The 14,315-nt window shown below is 58.1% G+C and carries 14 protein-coding genes; 3 read left to right on the top strand and 11 right to left on the bottom strand.

The window, feature by feature from the left end:
- Positions 1-23: 23 nt before the first annotated feature.
- The 3 genes from K5D32_RS18265 to K5D32_RS18255 form a co-directional block, all read right to left on the bottom strand.
- Positions 24-470, bottom strand: coding sequence for a DMT family transporter (locus K5D32_RS18265; protein WP_221578384.1), 447 nt, complete (start codon positions 468-470; stop codon positions 24-26).
- A gap of 430 nt (positions 471-900) precedes the next feature.
- Positions 901-1,557: a CoA transferase subunit B gene (locus K5D32_RS18260; protein WP_221578383.1), complete on the bottom strand. Its 657-nt coding sequence runs from the start codon at positions 1,555-1,557 to the stop codon at positions 901-903.
- Positions 1,558-1,626: 69 nt separating this feature from the next.
- Positions 1,627-2,328 carry a CoA transferase subunit A gene (locus tag K5D32_RS18255; RefSeq protein ID WP_025259438.1) on the bottom strand — a complete coding sequence of 234 codons (702 nt, stop codon included), beginning with the start codon at positions 2,326-2,328 and terminating at the stop codon, positions 1,627-1,629.
- Positions 2,329-2,443: 115 nt separating this feature from the next.
- Between K5D32_RS18255 and K5D32_RS18250 the strand changes: the two genes are divergently transcribed.
- From K5D32_RS18250 to K5D32_RS18240, 3 genes are all read left to right on the top strand, one after another.
- Positions 2,444-3,352 carry a LysR family transcriptional regulator gene (locus K5D32_RS18250; protein ID WP_221594344.1) on the top strand — a complete coding sequence of 303 codons (909 nt, stop codon included), beginning with the start codon at positions 2,444-2,446 and terminating at the stop codon, positions 3,350-3,352.
- 68 nt (positions 3,353-3,420) lie between these two features.
- Positions 3,421-3,702 (top strand): hypothetical protein, encoded by a 282-nt coding sequence (locus tag K5D32_RS18245; RefSeq protein ID WP_221578380.1) that lies wholly within the window; start codon positions 3,421-3,423, stop codon positions 3,700-3,702.
- 135 nt (positions 3,703-3,837) lie between these two features.
- A complete protein-coding gene (locus K5D32_RS18240) occupies positions 3,838-4,446 on the top strand; it encodes a LysE family translocator (protein WP_221601334.1) in 609 nt (202 codons plus the stop codon).
- Between the two features lie 123 nt (positions 4,447-4,569).
- On the opposite strand, the gene ssuE is transcribed toward K5D32_RS18240, so the two are convergent.
- From ssuE to K5D32_RS18200, 8 genes are all read right to left on the bottom strand, one after another.
- Positions 4,570-5,151 (bottom strand): NADPH-dependent FMN reductase, encoded by a 582-nt coding sequence (gene ssuE, locus K5D32_RS18235; protein WP_221578378.1) that lies wholly within the window; start codon positions 5,149-5,151, stop codon positions 4,570-4,572.
- A gap of 228 nt (positions 5,152-5,379) precedes the next feature.
- On the bottom strand, positions 5,380-6,468 hold the full coding sequence (locus K5D32_RS18230; protein WP_221601332.1) for a polysaccharide biosynthesis/export family protein: 1,089 nt from the start codon (positions 6,466-6,468) through the stop codon (positions 5,380-5,382).
- Between the two features lie 163 nt (positions 6,469-6,631).
- Complete coding sequence (locus K5D32_RS18225; RefSeq protein WP_221594345.1) at positions 6,632-8,044, bottom strand: undecaprenyl-phosphate glucose phosphotransferase; 1,413 nt, start codon at positions 8,042-8,044, stop codon at positions 6,632-6,634.
- A gap of 12 nt (positions 8,045-8,056) precedes the next feature.
- Positions 8,057-9,283, bottom strand: coding sequence for a glycosyltransferase family 4 protein (locus K5D32_RS18220; protein ID WP_221601330.1), 1,227 nt, complete (start codon positions 9,281-9,283; stop codon positions 8,057-8,059).
- A gap of 77 nt (positions 9,284-9,360) precedes the next feature.
- Positions 9,361-10,476 (bottom strand): glycosyltransferase family 1 protein, encoded by a 1,116-nt coding sequence (locus K5D32_RS18215; RefSeq protein WP_221578374.1) that lies wholly within the window; start codon positions 10,474-10,476, stop codon positions 9,361-9,363.
- Positions 10,477-10,537: 61 nt separating this feature from the next.
- On the bottom strand, positions 10,538-11,821 hold the full coding sequence (locus K5D32_RS18210; RefSeq protein WP_221601385.1) for a hypothetical protein: 1,284 nt from the start codon (positions 11,819-11,821) through the stop codon (positions 10,538-10,540).
- 106 nt (positions 11,822-11,927) lie between these two features.
- Positions 11,928-13,163, bottom strand: coding sequence for a glycosyltransferase family 4 protein (locus K5D32_RS18205; protein ID WP_221601328.1), 1,236 nt, complete (start codon positions 13,161-13,163; stop codon positions 11,928-11,930).
- Positions 13,160-14,161 carry a glycosyltransferase gene (locus K5D32_RS18200; protein ID WP_221601383.1) on the bottom strand — a complete coding sequence of 334 codons (1,002 nt, stop codon included), beginning with the start codon at positions 14,159-14,161 and terminating at the stop codon, positions 13,160-13,162. Before K5D32_RS18200 ends, K5D32_RS18205 begins: the two co-directional genes overlap by 4 nt.
- Positions 14,162-14,315: the final 154 nt, after the last annotated feature.

Raw genomic sequence — 14,315 nt, 5'->3', positions numbered from 1 at the left:
TGGTGAAAATCCAGGGCCTCGGATTAACTGCGTGTAGTAATCAAGAAGCCGATAATGACAACGAAAACGCCGAACAACTTCTGAATGTTGACCGGTCTGCGGGGAAGACCCACCAGGCCGAAATAATCAATCAATAATGAAATAACCAGCTGTCCAACAATAACCGCCATCATGAAGTTGAGTGTTCCCAGTCGAGGGGCCATCAACAATGCAATGGTGATATAGAAAACACCAGCTACTCCACCCAGCCAGGCCCACCAGGGTGCACCTTGTAACGTCGTGGTATTCGGCTTTTCAACTTTGAATATCAATATGACGGCGAATACCGCAATCAGACTGACCAGAAGTGAAACAGTCGTGGCCCATAAGGGATGCCCCAGTAATGTGCCCAGCCTGGCATTAGTGCCCGCCTGCAGCGGAACTGCAAAACCAGCGGCCAGACTCAGAGCAATAGCAGTTAATACATTCATCAAGTGGGTTCCTCTTCTGGTCAGTTTTACTTTTATGGAGGGTGATAAGCCAATTCTTGTTTCTGATGGGCTGTATTCGTGAGGCCGATGACAGTCTTTGCCAAGGGCAGAGGGTTGGTCATTCACCTTTCAAAAACAGGGGCAGTGCTATGTTTTAGGGTGAGCTTGCCATGTAGCAGAGAAGCGAGAGATATAAGTCAATTGTTCTGGATGCCAACACAATCAGGCCCCAGGCGACTTTTTCATGCTCCGGTCATGACACTCTAGACAAGTATTTTCAATACGGTGATAGAAATGACATTAATAGCTATATGCCACTAATTTGGCCAGCGTTTTTTCAGGCAACAATACAGCAGACCGCTCTAAAAGAGCGGCCTGCTGTATAAAGAGTTGGATCGGCCTGCTGTAGCCGTGGAGTGAAACAAGGCTCTCAGAACGTCATTTCAATCACATCATCCGGCACGATCAGCTTGCCTGCGGTTTTGGCCACGATCTCTTCCACGCTGACCCCTGGCGCACGTTCGCGCAGGATGAAGGCACCGTTTTCGATTTCCAGATAGGCCAGGTCGGTCAGCACCCGACGGATACAACCGGCACCGGTCAGGGGCAGGCTGCAACGGGGCAGCAGTTTGGATTCGCCGTCTTTGGAAGCATGGGTCATGGTGACGATGATGTTGTCGGCACCTGCCACCAGATCCATCGCACCCCCCATGCCCTTGACCAGCTTGCCCGGGATCATCCAGGACGCGATATTGCCCTCGACATCCACTTCAAAAGCGCCGAGAACCGTCAGGTCCACATGGCCGCCACGGATCATGGCGAAGGATTCGGCCGAGGAGAAAATCGAGGCACCGATGCGTGCGGTCACCGTCTGTTTGCCAGCGTTGATCATGTCGGCATCGATGGTGTCTTCAGTGGGAAATTCGCCCATGCCCAGCAGGCCGTTTTCCGATTGCAGCATCACGTCGATGTCTGTGGGGACGTAGTTGGCCACCAGCGTCGGGATGCCGATGCCCAGGTTGACGTAGTAACCGTCTTTCAATTCACGGGCGACACGTTGAGCCATTTGTTCGCGGGAAAGTGCCATGGTCTGAACTCTCTTTTTTGTTGTACGCCGCTTCCTGTTTTGAGGAAACAGCCCGCAAAAGCGACGTGCTCAGGATTTCCTGACGGTGCGCTGTTCGATGCGTTTCTCGAAGGTGCCCTGAATCACCCGATCGACATAAATGCCCGGCGTGTGGATCTGGGTAGGCAGCAGCACGCCCGGCTCGACGATTTCCTCGACTTCGACGACGGTAATCCGGCCCGCCGTGGCGACCACCGGATTGAAGTTCTGCGCGGTATGACGATAGATCACGTTGCCGAAGTGGTCGGCTTTCCAGCCTCTGACCAGTGCAAAGTCGCCGGTGATGGCTTCTTCCAGAATCACATTGCGCCCGTTGAACTGGCGGGTTTCCTTGCCTTCGGCAACCGGGGTGCCGTAGCCGGTGGCGGTATAGAACGCCGGGATGCCGGCACCGCCTGCGCGGAGTTTTTCTGCCAGGGTGCCTTGGGGCGTGAGTTCGACTTCCAGCTCGCCGCTGAGCAACTGCCGCTCGAACAGCGCGTTTTCGCCGACATAGGAGGAGATCATTTTCCTGATCTGGTGATCTTCCAGCAGGATGCCCAGGCCGAAACCGTCGACGCCGCAGTTGTTGGAAACCACCGTCAGGCCTTTGATGCCCATGCGTTTGATCTGCGCAATGAGGTTTTCCGGGATGCCACACAGACCGAAGCCGCCGCACAACACCGTCATGTCATCGGTCAGGCCGGCAAGGGCCTCTTCATAGGTCGCGACACGTTTATCGAGTCCAGCCATGATGATTCGCCTTTTTTATTGTTGATCGTCAAGGACCGTTGTACCTGCATCTTCTCTCTCGCTCAGTGATTTGTTAATTTTGTTTTTCTGATCAATTGATAAGAAAAGCAAATATATGAACGTCAAACAGCTTCGGGCGTTTCTGGCGGTTGCCCAATGCCTGAGCTTTGCCCAGGCCGGAGAGCGATTGCATCTGTCACAGCCGGCCCTGAGCCTGACCATCAAGAGCCTGGAGGATGACTTGGGCGGGCAGTTGCTCACGCGCACCACGCGTACGGTCAGCCTGACCCCTGAAGGCGAAACCCTGCTGCCGCTGGCGCGCCAGTTGCTGGCCGACTGGGACAACACCGAAGAGCTGCTGCGCCAGCGCTTCACGCTGCAGATGGGCAAAGTGTCGGTGGCGGCAATGCCTTCGTTTGCGGGCAATCTGTTGCCGGGCGCATTGAAGGTCTTTCGCGGGCTTTACCCACGGGTCAACGTGGCGGTGCATGACGTGATCAACGAGCAGGTGGTGGAAATGGTGCGCCATCGCCGGGTCGAACTGGGGATCGGCTTTGAGCCCGAGTCGAGTAATTCGCTGGTCTTCACGCCGTTTTACATGGATCGTTTTGTCGCCGTGGTCGCAGCGGATTCACCGCTGGCCGAGCGCCAACAATTGACCTGGAGCGAGCTGCTGCGCGAGGACTTTATCGCCCTGCAACGTCCTTCAGCCGTGCGCCTGTTGCTGGAGGAAGCAATTGCAGCGCAGCACGGCAAGCTTTCGGTGGCCTTCGAGAGCCATCAGTTGTCCACCATCGGCCGCATGGTCGCCAATGGCCTGGGCGTCAGTGCGGTGCCAGCGTTGTGCATTCAACAGATGCAGGAGCTGGGTGCTCGCTGCATTGCTTTGGTCGAGCCGCGCATCGAACGGCGCATCGGCCTGATGATGCTGGCCGACCACAAATTGTCAGCCGCCGCCCATGCGCTGCGTGAGGTATTGATCCAGCATGCCGAAAAAGTCGATAGCCACTATCACGATGGATGATTTTTGCCTGAGGGAGCCGGGGATTAACCTTTGTTCATTCCCGAAAACGAGTCAGTCTGGAGGCTCCCATGAATCATTTCTTTGCTCTTGGTCTTGTCGTGTTCTTCAGCGCTGTGCTGCTGGGCGGCTGTTCAACTCATCACTCGGTCGAGTTGCGTCCCTACACCGCCGAGGAAACTCATCAACTGGCACTGGAAGACCTGAACCGTCGCGGTCTGTCGTTCGACGAATATCAGGCGCGCAAGGCTCAACTGATGGCTGATCCGTCCATTCAACAGGTTCGCAAGTTTGATGAAGCCGGTGAAGTGAGCGTTGATCGTGGGACCTTGCTGGAAGGCGGTCGCGGGTGAAAGCGGCTTAACAATTTTACAAAAAACGATTTTTTATAAAACTGTACCGGTAAAAGTTTCCCCCACTGTCCGTGTGTTTGCAGGCGATGCTCCGCTAGGGTGAGCGCCTGACTTTACCCTCTTCTGGACAGTGCGATGTTCCTCTCTTTCGATCTGCTGCTGGCTTTCGCATTGTTTGCGTTTGTCGCCTCCGTGACCCCAGGCCCCAACAATACGATGCTGCTGGCATCGGGGGTGAACTTCGGTTTCCAGCGCACCCTCCCGCACATGGCGGGAATCAGTATCGGTTTTTTCGTGCTGATATTGTCGGTGGGTTTTGGTCTGGGCGGTCTGTTCAAGACCTGGCCTGTGCTCTACACCATCCTGCGGTATGTGGGCGCGGCCTATCTGCTGTATCTGGCCTGGAAAATCGCGACTTCGGGTCCGGCCTCCGATTCTTCTGAACAGCGTGGCGACCCCTTGGGTTTTCTCCCGGCGGCGTTGTTCCAGTGGGTCAATCCCAAGGCTTGGGTAATGGCGATTGGCGCGATCAGCACCTACACGCCGGTGGAAGGGTATTTCACCAATGTGCTGGTCATCGCGTCGGTATTTGCCCTGATCGGCTTGCCTTGCGTCTGCATCTGGGCCGGGTTCGGCAGTTTGCTGCGCAACGTCTTGCGCGACCCTCTGAAGCTGCGGATCTTCAATGGCGTGATGGCGGTTTTGCTGGTGGTGTCGCTGTATCCGTTGGTGCTTGAACACTAAGTCGCGACCAAGTGGGACCGGATTTATCCGGGAAGGGGTCTGTACACCCGCCGCATCTTTATCTGAAGAAAAAATGCTTCCCGAATAAATTCGGTCCCACACAGTCAGTACACAGAACCGTTTTTACAACGCCAGTTGCAAATGCCCGCCTTGCTGTTTCCTGCGGGCCTGGAGCCGATGCTGCAAGCCGAGCAGGAAATGCTCCAGCCCTTCGCGCAGGCGTTCGGTGAGAATTTCATCCAGCTCACCGCCCAGTTCGTTATCGCTGTAACTGATCTGGCTATCGATGGCGAAGATACCGTGCAGCACTTCCTGTGATTTCAGCGCGGAAAGCACCGGCTTGAGGGCGTAATCCACGGCCAGCATATGGGCGATGCTGCCGCCGGTAGCCAATGGCAGCACCACTTTGCCGAGCAGGGCCCGCTCGGGAAGCAGGTCCAGCAGCGTTTTGAGGGCGCCGGAGAACGATGCTTTGTAGACCGGCGTGCCGATCAGCAGGCCATCGGCCTGGCGGACCGCTTCGATGAAGTCCTGCACCTGAGGGCTGTCGAACTGGGCGAAGAGCAGGTCTTCGGCCTTGAAGTCACGGATGCGCAGCGTCGTGACATTGACGCCCTGGCTTTCCAGCCAACGGCCGGCATGGGCCAGGACGACGCCGGAGCGGGATTTGGGGGAGGGGCTGCCTGAAAGCGAAACGACCAACATGCTGAATTCCTTGCGATAAGCGTATACCTGCAAAGCAGCATGTGTGCCAGCCTTTGTTTTTTATCAACTCATTGAAAATAAAGAGTTTATTTTCAATTATCCCATCAGGCCGCAAGCTTTTGATGCTGAATCAGCAGGCAAGTGCTGATCCACTGTTGCTGCGCAGACACTTTCCGCAGACAAAAAAAATCCCCGCACAGGTAGTGCAGGGACGTTTTGCGATCAGGTTCAGTTTGTGAAGGCTGCGCCTGTCTGGACCACACTGGCCGAGCCGAGCAATTGACTGATGAACCGGCTCCATCGCGTGATGTTGGCAGGTCCCACGAACACCACATCCTGAGCCCGCAGTTCAAACTGGCCGGCCAGCAGGTAGGAGGTGGGCTTTTCGGCATTGAGGTGATAGACCGTGGACGCCGCATTGGCCTGGTTCTCGGCACCACGAATCACATACACCGCGTCGCCATCGGCACTTTCCGGGCTCAGGCCGCCGGAACTGCCCAGGGCTTCTAGCAGCGTCACGCTGGTGGTGCCGAAGGAAATGACCTGCGGGTTACGCACTTCGCCCAGCACGTAGATCTTGTTCTTGGAGTTGCTGTTGAGGTGCAGGTAGTCGCCATCCTTGAGGAATATCTTGCTCAGTTGCGAGCCCTGGCGGTTCAGCGAGTCGATATCGATCAGGTAGTCCCGGCCATCGCGCCTCAGGCTCAGGCCTGCCAGGTTGGCATCGGTGAGATCAATGCCGGCGGTGCTGACGGCCTGCACCAGACTCAAGGGAATATTGGTGATCGATTGCGGGCCGGGGGTCTTGAACGAACCCGAGAGCAGGACGCGCTGGCTGTTGTAGCGCAGCACTTTCACGTCCACCTTGACCTCGGTGTATTGCGGCGCCAAGCCCATGCGCAATTGTTCGCGAATCTGGCTGACCGTCTTGCCTCCCGCCCTGATCCGGCCGACATAAGGGAAGAACAGCGTGCCGTCGCTCAGTACTTCCCGGGTGTTGGCGTCCAGTTGGTCCTGTGAGCCCGGAGCGGTCAGTTCGGGATGCTCGAAAACCGTCACCAGCAAGGTATCGCCCGGGCCGACCACATATTCCGGGGTTTTGTAATTCAGCAGCTCAGGAGGCAGGGCCACCGCATTGGAAGCGATGCGTTGCTGCTGTTGTTGCAGGCTCTTTGGGGTGATATTGACCAATTGAGCCTTGGGGCCGTCCGGATCATCCGTTGTGACGTCCTCTGAAGTCATGTGTTGGCCGGGGGCAAACACACATCCCTGCAGTATCAGACCGCAGAGCAGCATAACAACCAGGTTTCTATTCATATGAGAGTTCCTTGCTGACGGTGCATCTGGCACCACGATGATTTCATTGCTTCCCTGTTCCACATGTCGCTGCGGCTTGATCTCTTGTGCGCGCACATACCTCCCTCCGGCGTCGGGTGCCCGGAATCCTTCGTTTCGTTTGGGGTGAGAGCTGTCGAGCCAGTCAGAAGGCGTTCTTGTTGAGAAAGCCTTTGAACAGGGTTAACAGGATGATTTTGAGATCCAGCCAGACTGACCAGTGCTCGATGTATTCAAGGTCGAACTCGACACGCTTCTGCATCTTGTCCAGCGTGTCGGTTTCGCCACGCCAGCCATTGATCTGTGCCCAGCCGGTAATGCCCGGCTTGACCTTGTGCCGCAACATGTAGCCGCTGACCTGCTTGCGGTATTGCTCGTTATGCGCCACGGCATGAGGGCGCGGGCCGACGATGGACATGTCGCCGCGCAGCACATTCAGAAACTGCGGCAACTCATCCAGGGAGGTCCGGCGCAGAAAAGCCCCCAGCGGCGTGATGCGCGCATCGTTGCGGGTGGCCTGGCGCACGACGGAGCCGTTTTCCTGCACATTCATGCTGCGAAACTTCCAGACCATGATCGGTCGTCCGTCCAGGCCGTAACGCCGCTGGCGAAACAGGACCGGTCCGTGTGAGGTCAGCTTGATTGCCAGGGCGATCAGCAGCATGGGCAAGGCGATGAGCAGCAGAATCAGGACTGACAGCACAATGTCCTCGGCCCGTTTGACCAGACTCCAGGCTCCATCCATGGGCGAGTCGAAAATGCTGATGCTGGCCAGGCCATTGATACTTTCGCTGCGGGCATGCAGCAGCTCGAACATGAAAATGTCCGGGATCAGGTACACAGATGCCGTGGTGTCGCTGAGCCCCGTGATCAGTTCACGAAGATAGGGTTCGCCGCTGAATGCCAGGGTGATGTAGACCTTGTCGACCTTGCCTGCACGGGCGTCGTCGATCAGTTGTTCGAGATTGCCCAACACCGGAACATGATGACCGTTGCTGTTGAGCTCCATCTGCATGGGTTGCGAGTCGTAGAAACCCAGCAGATTCAGGCCCATCCACGGCGCACTGGAAATGGACTGCGCCAGCCGGGCACCGACCTGACCGGTGCCGACAATCGCGACCCGCCGAGTATTGAATCCGTGACGTCGCAAGCCATGCAGGACCCTGCGAATCAACAGCCGGTAGCCACACAAGGCCGCCAGTACCAGTGCGAACCAGGACATATGGCTGTTATCGGGCATCTGGAAGCTGCTGAACAGCAGGTAGTCCACGGACAGCAGAATGACGAAGGTCAGGGCCCAGTAATTGAAGACCTTGGCCAGCTCGCGCAGGATGCGTTCGCCCCGCCATGAGCCATAGAGCTGATGAAACTCGCTCAGCCAATGGAAAACCAGTACGGCGAGGATGATCTGGAACCAGATTTCGGCAGTGCTGGCTGCCGGTTGATGCTGACTCTGCCAATAGCCGATCAGCACAATGATGGTCAGGTCCAGCAGGCGATGGGCCACTGACAAGGCTGATTGGTGGGCGTGCAGGATGCCGCGGACTGGGGTGCGCATTAAGGGGCTCGCTCAAACGGATTCGGTTGGAACGACTCGGGATGACACTTCGCTGTTGATCCGGCTCGGGCTGTCTGGATTCAGCCAGAGCCGGGTCGGCAGGTGGGTCAGGTGCGTGGCGCTCATGCGGCTCTCGACGAACGAGCGGATTTCATGCTCGAAGCGCCGCACCGAAAACCGTTCGGCATTGGACCGGCAGGCCTGTGGGCTGATAAGCGATTGCGCGGACTCGAACTCACTGATGGCAGCAATCAGCGAAGCAACGTTTTGCTGCCTGTAGAAAACACCGGTGGGCTGCGGGTGATCCAGCCCGTGAACGGTTTCCAGCACGCCGCCCTTGCCGAAGGCGATCACCGGCGTGCCGCAGGCCTGGGCCTCAACCGGGCTGATGCCGAAATCCTCTTCGGCCGCAAACACGAATGCCTTGGCAGCGCGCATGTGCTCAAGCAGCACCGCTGCCGGCTGAAAACCCAGCAGCCGGACATTGGGCGCCTTGCTGGCGATGGCCTGGGCCTTGGCCATGTCCGGGCCATCGCCCACCACCACCAGTTGTTTGTCCGGCATGGCGGCAAAGGCTTCGATGATCATCGGCAAACGCTTGTAGGGCACCATGCGTGAGGCGGTGAAGTAATAGTTCTGCCGGGGACCTTCCTGGAAGGTGAAGCTCTGGGTGTCTACCGGCGGATAGATCACCGTGGATTCACGGCGGTACGCCTTGCAGATCCTTGCGCCAATGAAGCGCGAGTTGGCGATGAAATCATCGACGCCGGTGGAGGTGCGTTGATCCCACATGCGCATGTAATGCAGCACCAGCCGCGCCAGCTTGCCCTTGAGGCCCTTGTCCAGGCCCGACTCGCGCAGGTATTGATGCTGCAGGTCCCAGGCATAGCGAATAGGCGAGTGGACATAGCTGACATGCAGCTGGTCGGGACCGGTGAGCACGCCCTTGGCCACCGCATGGCTGCTGCTGATGACCAGGTCGTAGCCGGACAGATCCAGTTGCTCGATGGCCAGTGGCATCAATGGCAAGTAGCGCTGGTATCGGGTTCGGGCTCCCGGCAGGTTCTGGATAAAGGTGGTTTTGGCGACTTTGCCGCCCAGATGGGCGCGATCCTCGTCGCTGAGAAAATCGATGACCGCAAACAGATCCGCCTCGGGCCAGATATTGATCAGTGAAGCCAGCACGCGCTCGGCACCGGCATAGGTCACCAGCCAGTCGTGGACGATAGCAATTCTCATGGAGATTCCTTGCTCTGTAGCTCGCTCTACTTCAGGCGCAGGCTGATCGCGTCTTGGCGTGGCCGTTTTATTGAGATTCAGCTTTTTCCCGAAGGGGTTTCCGGCACGGAGCGGGCATTGGCGGCGTGTTGAGGGGATGAGCCCAGCAGGGCATCGATGCGTTGTGACAGGCGTATGGCCGAGCTCTCCCAGGAAAAGCGCGTCACGTTCTTCAGGCCCTGTGTGCGCAATGCCTTGCGTAACGGCTCATCGATCAGCACCCGCTGCATGGCGGCAGCCATGTGGCTGACATCCAGAGGGTCGAAATACAGGGCGCTGGCTTGCAGCACTTCGGGAATAGAGGCCGCATTGGCCGCCAGCACCGGGCAACCGCAAGCCTGGGCTTCCAGCGGCGGAATGCCAAAGCCCTCGTACAGAGAAGGGAAGACGAAAGCCGTGGCGCCCTGGTACTGCCTGATCAGTTCGGCATCGCTGAGGCGTCCCAGAAAGCGGATCCGCGGGTCCCGGCAGGCCAGGCGTTGCAGGTCCGGGTCTGCAAAGACCCCATGGGCGCCGCCGACGATATGCAACTGGACATCTTCATGCCCGCGCAAGCTCATGAAGGCCTGGATCATCCGGTGGAAGTTCTTGTGCGCACTTGGGGATGACACGGCCAGCAAGTATTTCCCGGCATCTTCGGCAGGCGGCTGAGGCATGAAGGCGTCGCTGACGGCGGCGGGCAGAACCAGAACCTTTTTTTCCGGGAAACCGTAGAACCGGGAAATCTCGCCTCTGGAAAAACTGCTGCTGGTCACAAGCGTTTTGATCCGCGACAGCAGGAGCGGCGTGATGATCCGGTAAACGGTCCTGAAGGTTCGTGTGTAACTCTGCGGGAAGCGTGCATAGGTAATGTCGTGATGGGTCGCAATCTGATTGCTGTAAAGAACCGGGCCGGTGCTGCAGGTCGACAGCAGCAGCGGGCTGCCCTGGCGACGCAGGTACAGCGGCAGGTCGATTTGTTCCCACAGGTGACCGCTATTGCGTCCGATGCAGCGCACCTCCAGCGCCTTGGCGCTTTCATGGCGTTTGATCCCGTGGGGGGCGACAAAAACCAGATCGTTGCGTATCTCCTTGAGTGCAAGGCATAACTGCTCTGCGAAGCGCTGGACCCCGCCTATTTCCTGGGTAAGAAACCGGGCATTGATAAAGATCATTAAGTGCATCCTGCAAGGGAGTGGGTGGTGTGTGTTCGCTTTGCGTGCGCATCTGTGAACGTCAGTGTGCGTCGTGAGCGAATAGCGCTGGTCTTGTGCCCAGACTGATTATTTTTGGAAACTCATTGATCGGAACCTGTGCCGAGCAGCGCGCGTCATTGCAGTTCCAGGGGATATCGGTGTCGAACTGACCTCTTTCGGGCTGGCCGCTGTCGATGATGCGTACTGTGCCGTGCTGCATGCTGCTGGCTTCCACATGGGTCAGCCTCGGTACGCCGGTGGTCCAGGCCACCAGTATCTGTTCGGCGCCCTTGGCGAATCGCAGCAGATACGTGCTGTCCAGCTCGCGGCTTTTTTCAGCGTCATAGCGGTATTCGAGAATCGTGCTGCTGATGGCCTTGAGCGTCAGGTAGGCCGGTTTCAGACTCAGGTCATACTTGAGCAGGCCGAAGTTCTGCTGCGGGTCATTGGCGTCCCGACCGCTGTCGATCAGGCCGTACCACCACAGGCCCTTGATGTCCGGCACGGTCTGGGCCAGGAAAAAACTGCGGGCCAGAAAGGCAGCCTGGGTCTGTTCGCTGATGCCGCATTTTCCTGTGTTGGTGGGCCAGCCCATTTCTGTCAGGTACAGAGGCACGGGGCGCGCGGCCAGGGTCCGCAGGTCGGCGTCGATCCAGCGCAACCAGGCGATCCAGCGTTCGGGCGTGTGGCGTTCTTCGTGACGGCAATGCACATAAGGGTGCAGTGACAAGCCATCGACCTGGTTGAGAATGCCGTTCTGGATCAGCCTGTCGGCAAACCCCAGGTCCATGCCCAGGCTGGTCACTGCGCCCGCCAGTATGGTCACCGGCTGCTTCTGTTTACGGATGCGGGCTACGCTGTCCTCGACAAGATTGTTGTAGTCCTTGGTGGCCCAGGCGTCGACGGGGTTGTCCCGGTCCCACTCATTCCAGATTTCGTAAAGATCGACGCTGTCGGCCAGTTCCCGGCTGACGAAGCTGACGTAGTTGCCGAATGCCAGGCTGACCGGGGGATGGCGGGGTTTTGCATAGTTTTCGTAATAAGGGTTGCCGTAGCCGAGCACCAGCAAGGGGCGCAAGCGGTGTTCCTGAGCCTTGCTCAAGTATTCTCGCCAGGCAGGGTCGATACGCATCAGGCCGCGCCGGGGTTCGACGGTGGTCCAGTAGGCATCGTCGCGAACCGAACTGACGCCTGCTTCCTCCAGCAGCCTCAAGACCTTGGCCGAAGTGCCATTGTCGTTCATCAACTGGGTATCGACGCCGATGATGAAGGGCTCTTCTCCCTGTGCGATACGGATCGAAAGCAGCCACGGCAGAAAAACCATCAACAGTTTTCGCCAACAGGATGCAGGTGTTTTTGACATGGGTTGTCTCAATGAAGAGGCACGGTCCGGAGCGCTTGCTCAGTGGGGCACGGGCCGATGGATGTCACTACGCGGTATCGGGCAGGGAATGCAGCCGGGGCAATGCGATCCTGTCCTGCAAGGTCTGGATCAGAATGTTTTCGTACTGGTCCAGCATCAGTTCCAGGCTCAGAAAGTCAGCGACACTGCGATGGGCCTGAGCGCCAAGACGTGCCAGCAATCTGGGTTGCTGATGCAGCTTGAGCATGGCCAGCCCCAGCGAGTCCGGGTCGTCGGGGCTACAAAGCAGGCCATTGAGTTGATCCTTGATGATCTCGGTCAGGCCGCCCATACGGCTGGCGATGACCGGACGCGAATGGGCACAGGCTTCTACCGCGACCATGCCGAACGGCTCGTTCCACATGGAGGGCACGATGGCGACGTCGATCTGGCGATAGAACGCCTCGGGGTTCTGGTAGCCGACGAAGCTGATGTTCGGTGACGTGGCCATTGCCTTGAAACGCTCCTCGTCATTGATCTGCCCGCGCCCGGCGATCTGCAGGGTGGCGTTGAACGGCAGATGCTGGAACTGATCGATCAGCCAGCCGACGCCCTTGGGGTCCGACAAGGTACCGATATAGCCGAAGCGCAGAGGCGCATCAGGCTCGGTTGCCTGGACTTGAGAGTCATTGGCCGGGCATGGGCTGGCGTTATAGACAACGTAGCTTTTCGAACCCTTGAAATATCCCTTTTCCTGCAGGCTGTTGAGCAGAAAACGGCTGACACCTACCACGGCGTCCACTTGCGAAGAGCGTTCGTCGTGACCCGTGCGAAAGCGTGTGCAAAGCCCGCACTGTTTCCGGCAGCTATGGCCTTTCTTGAACATGGTGCTGCTGGGGCAAAGCAGGTACATGTCATGCAGGACCTGCACGACCGGAATGCTGGCCTGGCTGATTTCATCCCAGGCCGAAACCGACCAGCCGGTGAGGTTGTGGCACATCACCAGATCGGGCTGCTCCAGTGACAGAACACGCTTCACATGATCGCGCATGCCGGGGTTGTAGCGATCGCGCAGGTGCCAGCCAAGCCGGGCCAGACGTCCCGGCCGCTGTGCCGTGAAATGCCAGTACGTGTTGTGCAGACCGGCACGATAGACCTTGATCTGGTTGACCGCGTCCATGTGCAATCCGGCCCTGGCGGTGGTACACAGTACCGTTACGCCATGACCGCGCTGCTGCAGGCCTTCGACCATGCGTTGCAGGATGATTTCGGCACCACCGCCGATATCGGGGGCATAAAGGCTGCTGATGAACAGGATTTTCATAGTGGATACGTCCTGTTCAGGCCCAGCACGCCGGCTTCTCCGTCACGTATGGCTGCTTCTATCAGGTTCAGGCGTTGTTCGGCATCGCAGCGGCGGGCAATCAGCCTCAGCAGACAGAAAAATATCCCGCGGTTGAGCCGGTAGAGCAGCGATGACGAGGCCCAGACATTCTTGTCGAACCAGGCCTGGTTGCGGGCACCGTAATAGGCGCGCAGGTCCGAGCCGCCCAGCAGGTAGTTTTCATAGACATTGCTGCTGCGGGCCTTGATGTTCCAGGAGTCCTCCAGGTCATCGAGCAAGGCTTCGGGCACCAGAAAGATCCGCCCGCCGCCCGCTGTTATGCGCCAGGTGTATTCGCTGTCGTCGGCATACAGCTTCAAGGCATCGAGCGGCAATCCGATCTTCTGGTACAGACTGCGATGAGCCAGCAGGCCGCCGTAGGTAGCAAAGGGCAATTGCACCATGTGCGGCGCGCCTTGCAGGGCTTGAGGTCGTCCCCAGGGCAGGCGCCGCCAGATCTTGTAGGGCAGTTGCGCGATATGAAACCCGAAAAAGCTGGAGCGCCTCTGGATGGCAAAACGCTGCGGCACGCCCGAGGCAATGTCGGCCTGATGAGTCGGACGAAAGCCCAGTACGGCAGCCTTGTCCTTGCCATCGATCTGTTCGCGCTGATGCAGGTATTTATGCAGGATCGAAATGGCATTGATGGTCGGTGCGTTGTCATCGTCCATCAACCAGATGTATTCGGCCCCGGCATCCAGCGCCGCCTGGATACCCACCGCATAACCATTGGCCGAGCCGGTGTTGTCGGGCAGATAGATCACCTGCACCTGGCCGGGCCATTTGTTGCTCAGGGATTCCAGAGGTGCCACTGAGGCATTGCTGACAATGATGACGCGCTCTATCTGCGGGCTTTCCAGCGAGCGGCTGACGAGTGTGTGCAGGTACTTGAAACGATCACCATAGGTGAGCGTCACCAGCGTGGTTCGATTGATCATGGTGAGGTTCCAGGATGGCGCCACCTTGGCGTCGCGCTGCGGTGCCATGTGGTTGCGGATTAAGGGTTCGGCTTTAGGCCGCTTTGCGCCTTTACGGCGCGTCACTTTGGTTTCGGCCAAAGTAACCAAAGCCATTGCTCCGGGTTCGGCCCCG

The organism is Pseudomonas cichorii, assembly GCF_019719005.1.
Lineage (GTDB): Bacteria > Pseudomonadota > Gammaproteobacteria > Pseudomonadales > Pseudomonadaceae > Aquipseudomonas > Aquipseudomonas cichorii_E.
The sequence above is the reverse complement of the archived record's forward strand: the minus strand, read 5'-3'. Positions and strand labels throughout refer to the sequence as shown.

What these genes read in the sequence shown, in the direction of transcription:
- K5D32_RS18260 (WP_221578383.1), bottom strand. Translation starts at nt 1,557, where the DNA reads ATGGCACTTTCCCGCGAACAAATGGCTCAACGTGTCGCCCGTGAATTG.
- K5D32_RS18265 (WP_221578384.1), bottom strand. Translation starts at nt 470, where the DNA reads ATGAATGTATTAACTGCTATTGCTCTGAGTCTGGCCGCTGGTTTTGCA.
- K5D32_RS18215 (WP_221578374.1), bottom strand. Translation starts at nt 10,476, where the DNA reads ATGATCTTTATCAATGCCCGGTTTCTTACCCAGGAAATAGGCGGGGTC.
- K5D32_RS18225 (WP_221594345.1), bottom strand. Translation starts at nt 8,044, where the DNA reads ATGCGCACCCCAGTCCGCGGCATCCTGCACGCCCACCAATCAGCCTTG.
- K5D32_RS18200 (WP_221601383.1), bottom strand. Translation starts at nt 14,161, where the DNA reads ATGATCAATCGAACCACGCTGGTGACGCTCACCTATGGTGATCGTTTC.
- K5D32_RS18230 (WP_221601332.1), bottom strand. Translation starts at nt 6,468, where the DNA reads ATGAATAGAAACCTGGTTGTTATGCTGCTCTGCGGTCTGATACTGCAG.
- K5D32_RS18240 (WP_221601334.1), top strand. Translation starts at nt 3,838, where the DNA reads ATGTTCCTCTCTTTCGATCTGCTGCTGGCTTTCGCATTGTTTGCGTTT.
- K5D32_RS18210 (WP_221601385.1), bottom strand. Translation starts at nt 11,821, where the DNA reads ATGGTTTTTCTGCCGTGGCTGCTTTCGATCCGTATCGCACAGGGAGAA.
- K5D32_RS18220 (WP_221601330.1), bottom strand. Translation starts at nt 9,283, where the DNA reads ATGAGAATTGCTATCGTCCACGACTGGCTGGTGACCTATGCCGGTGCC.
- K5D32_RS18255 (WP_025259438.1), bottom strand. Translation starts at nt 2,328, where the DNA reads ATGGCTGGACTCGATAAACGTGTCGCGACCTATGAAGAGGCCCTTGCC.
- K5D32_RS18205 (WP_221601328.1), bottom strand. Translation starts at nt 13,163, where the DNA reads ATGAAAATCCTGTTCATCAGCAGCCTTTATGCCCCCGATATCGGCGGT.
- K5D32_RS18245 (WP_221578380.1), top strand. Translation starts at nt 3,421, where the DNA reads ATGAATCATTTCTTTGCTCTTGGTCTTGTCGTGTTCTTCAGCGCTGTG.
- K5D32_RS18250 (WP_221594344.1), top strand. Translation starts at nt 2,444, where the DNA reads ATGAACGTCAAACAGCTTCGGGCGTTTCTGGCGGTTGCCCAATGCCTG.
- ssuE (WP_221578378.1), bottom strand. Translation starts at nt 5,151, where the DNA reads ATGTTGGTCGTTTCGCTTTCAGGCAGCCCCTCCCCCAAATCCCGCTCC.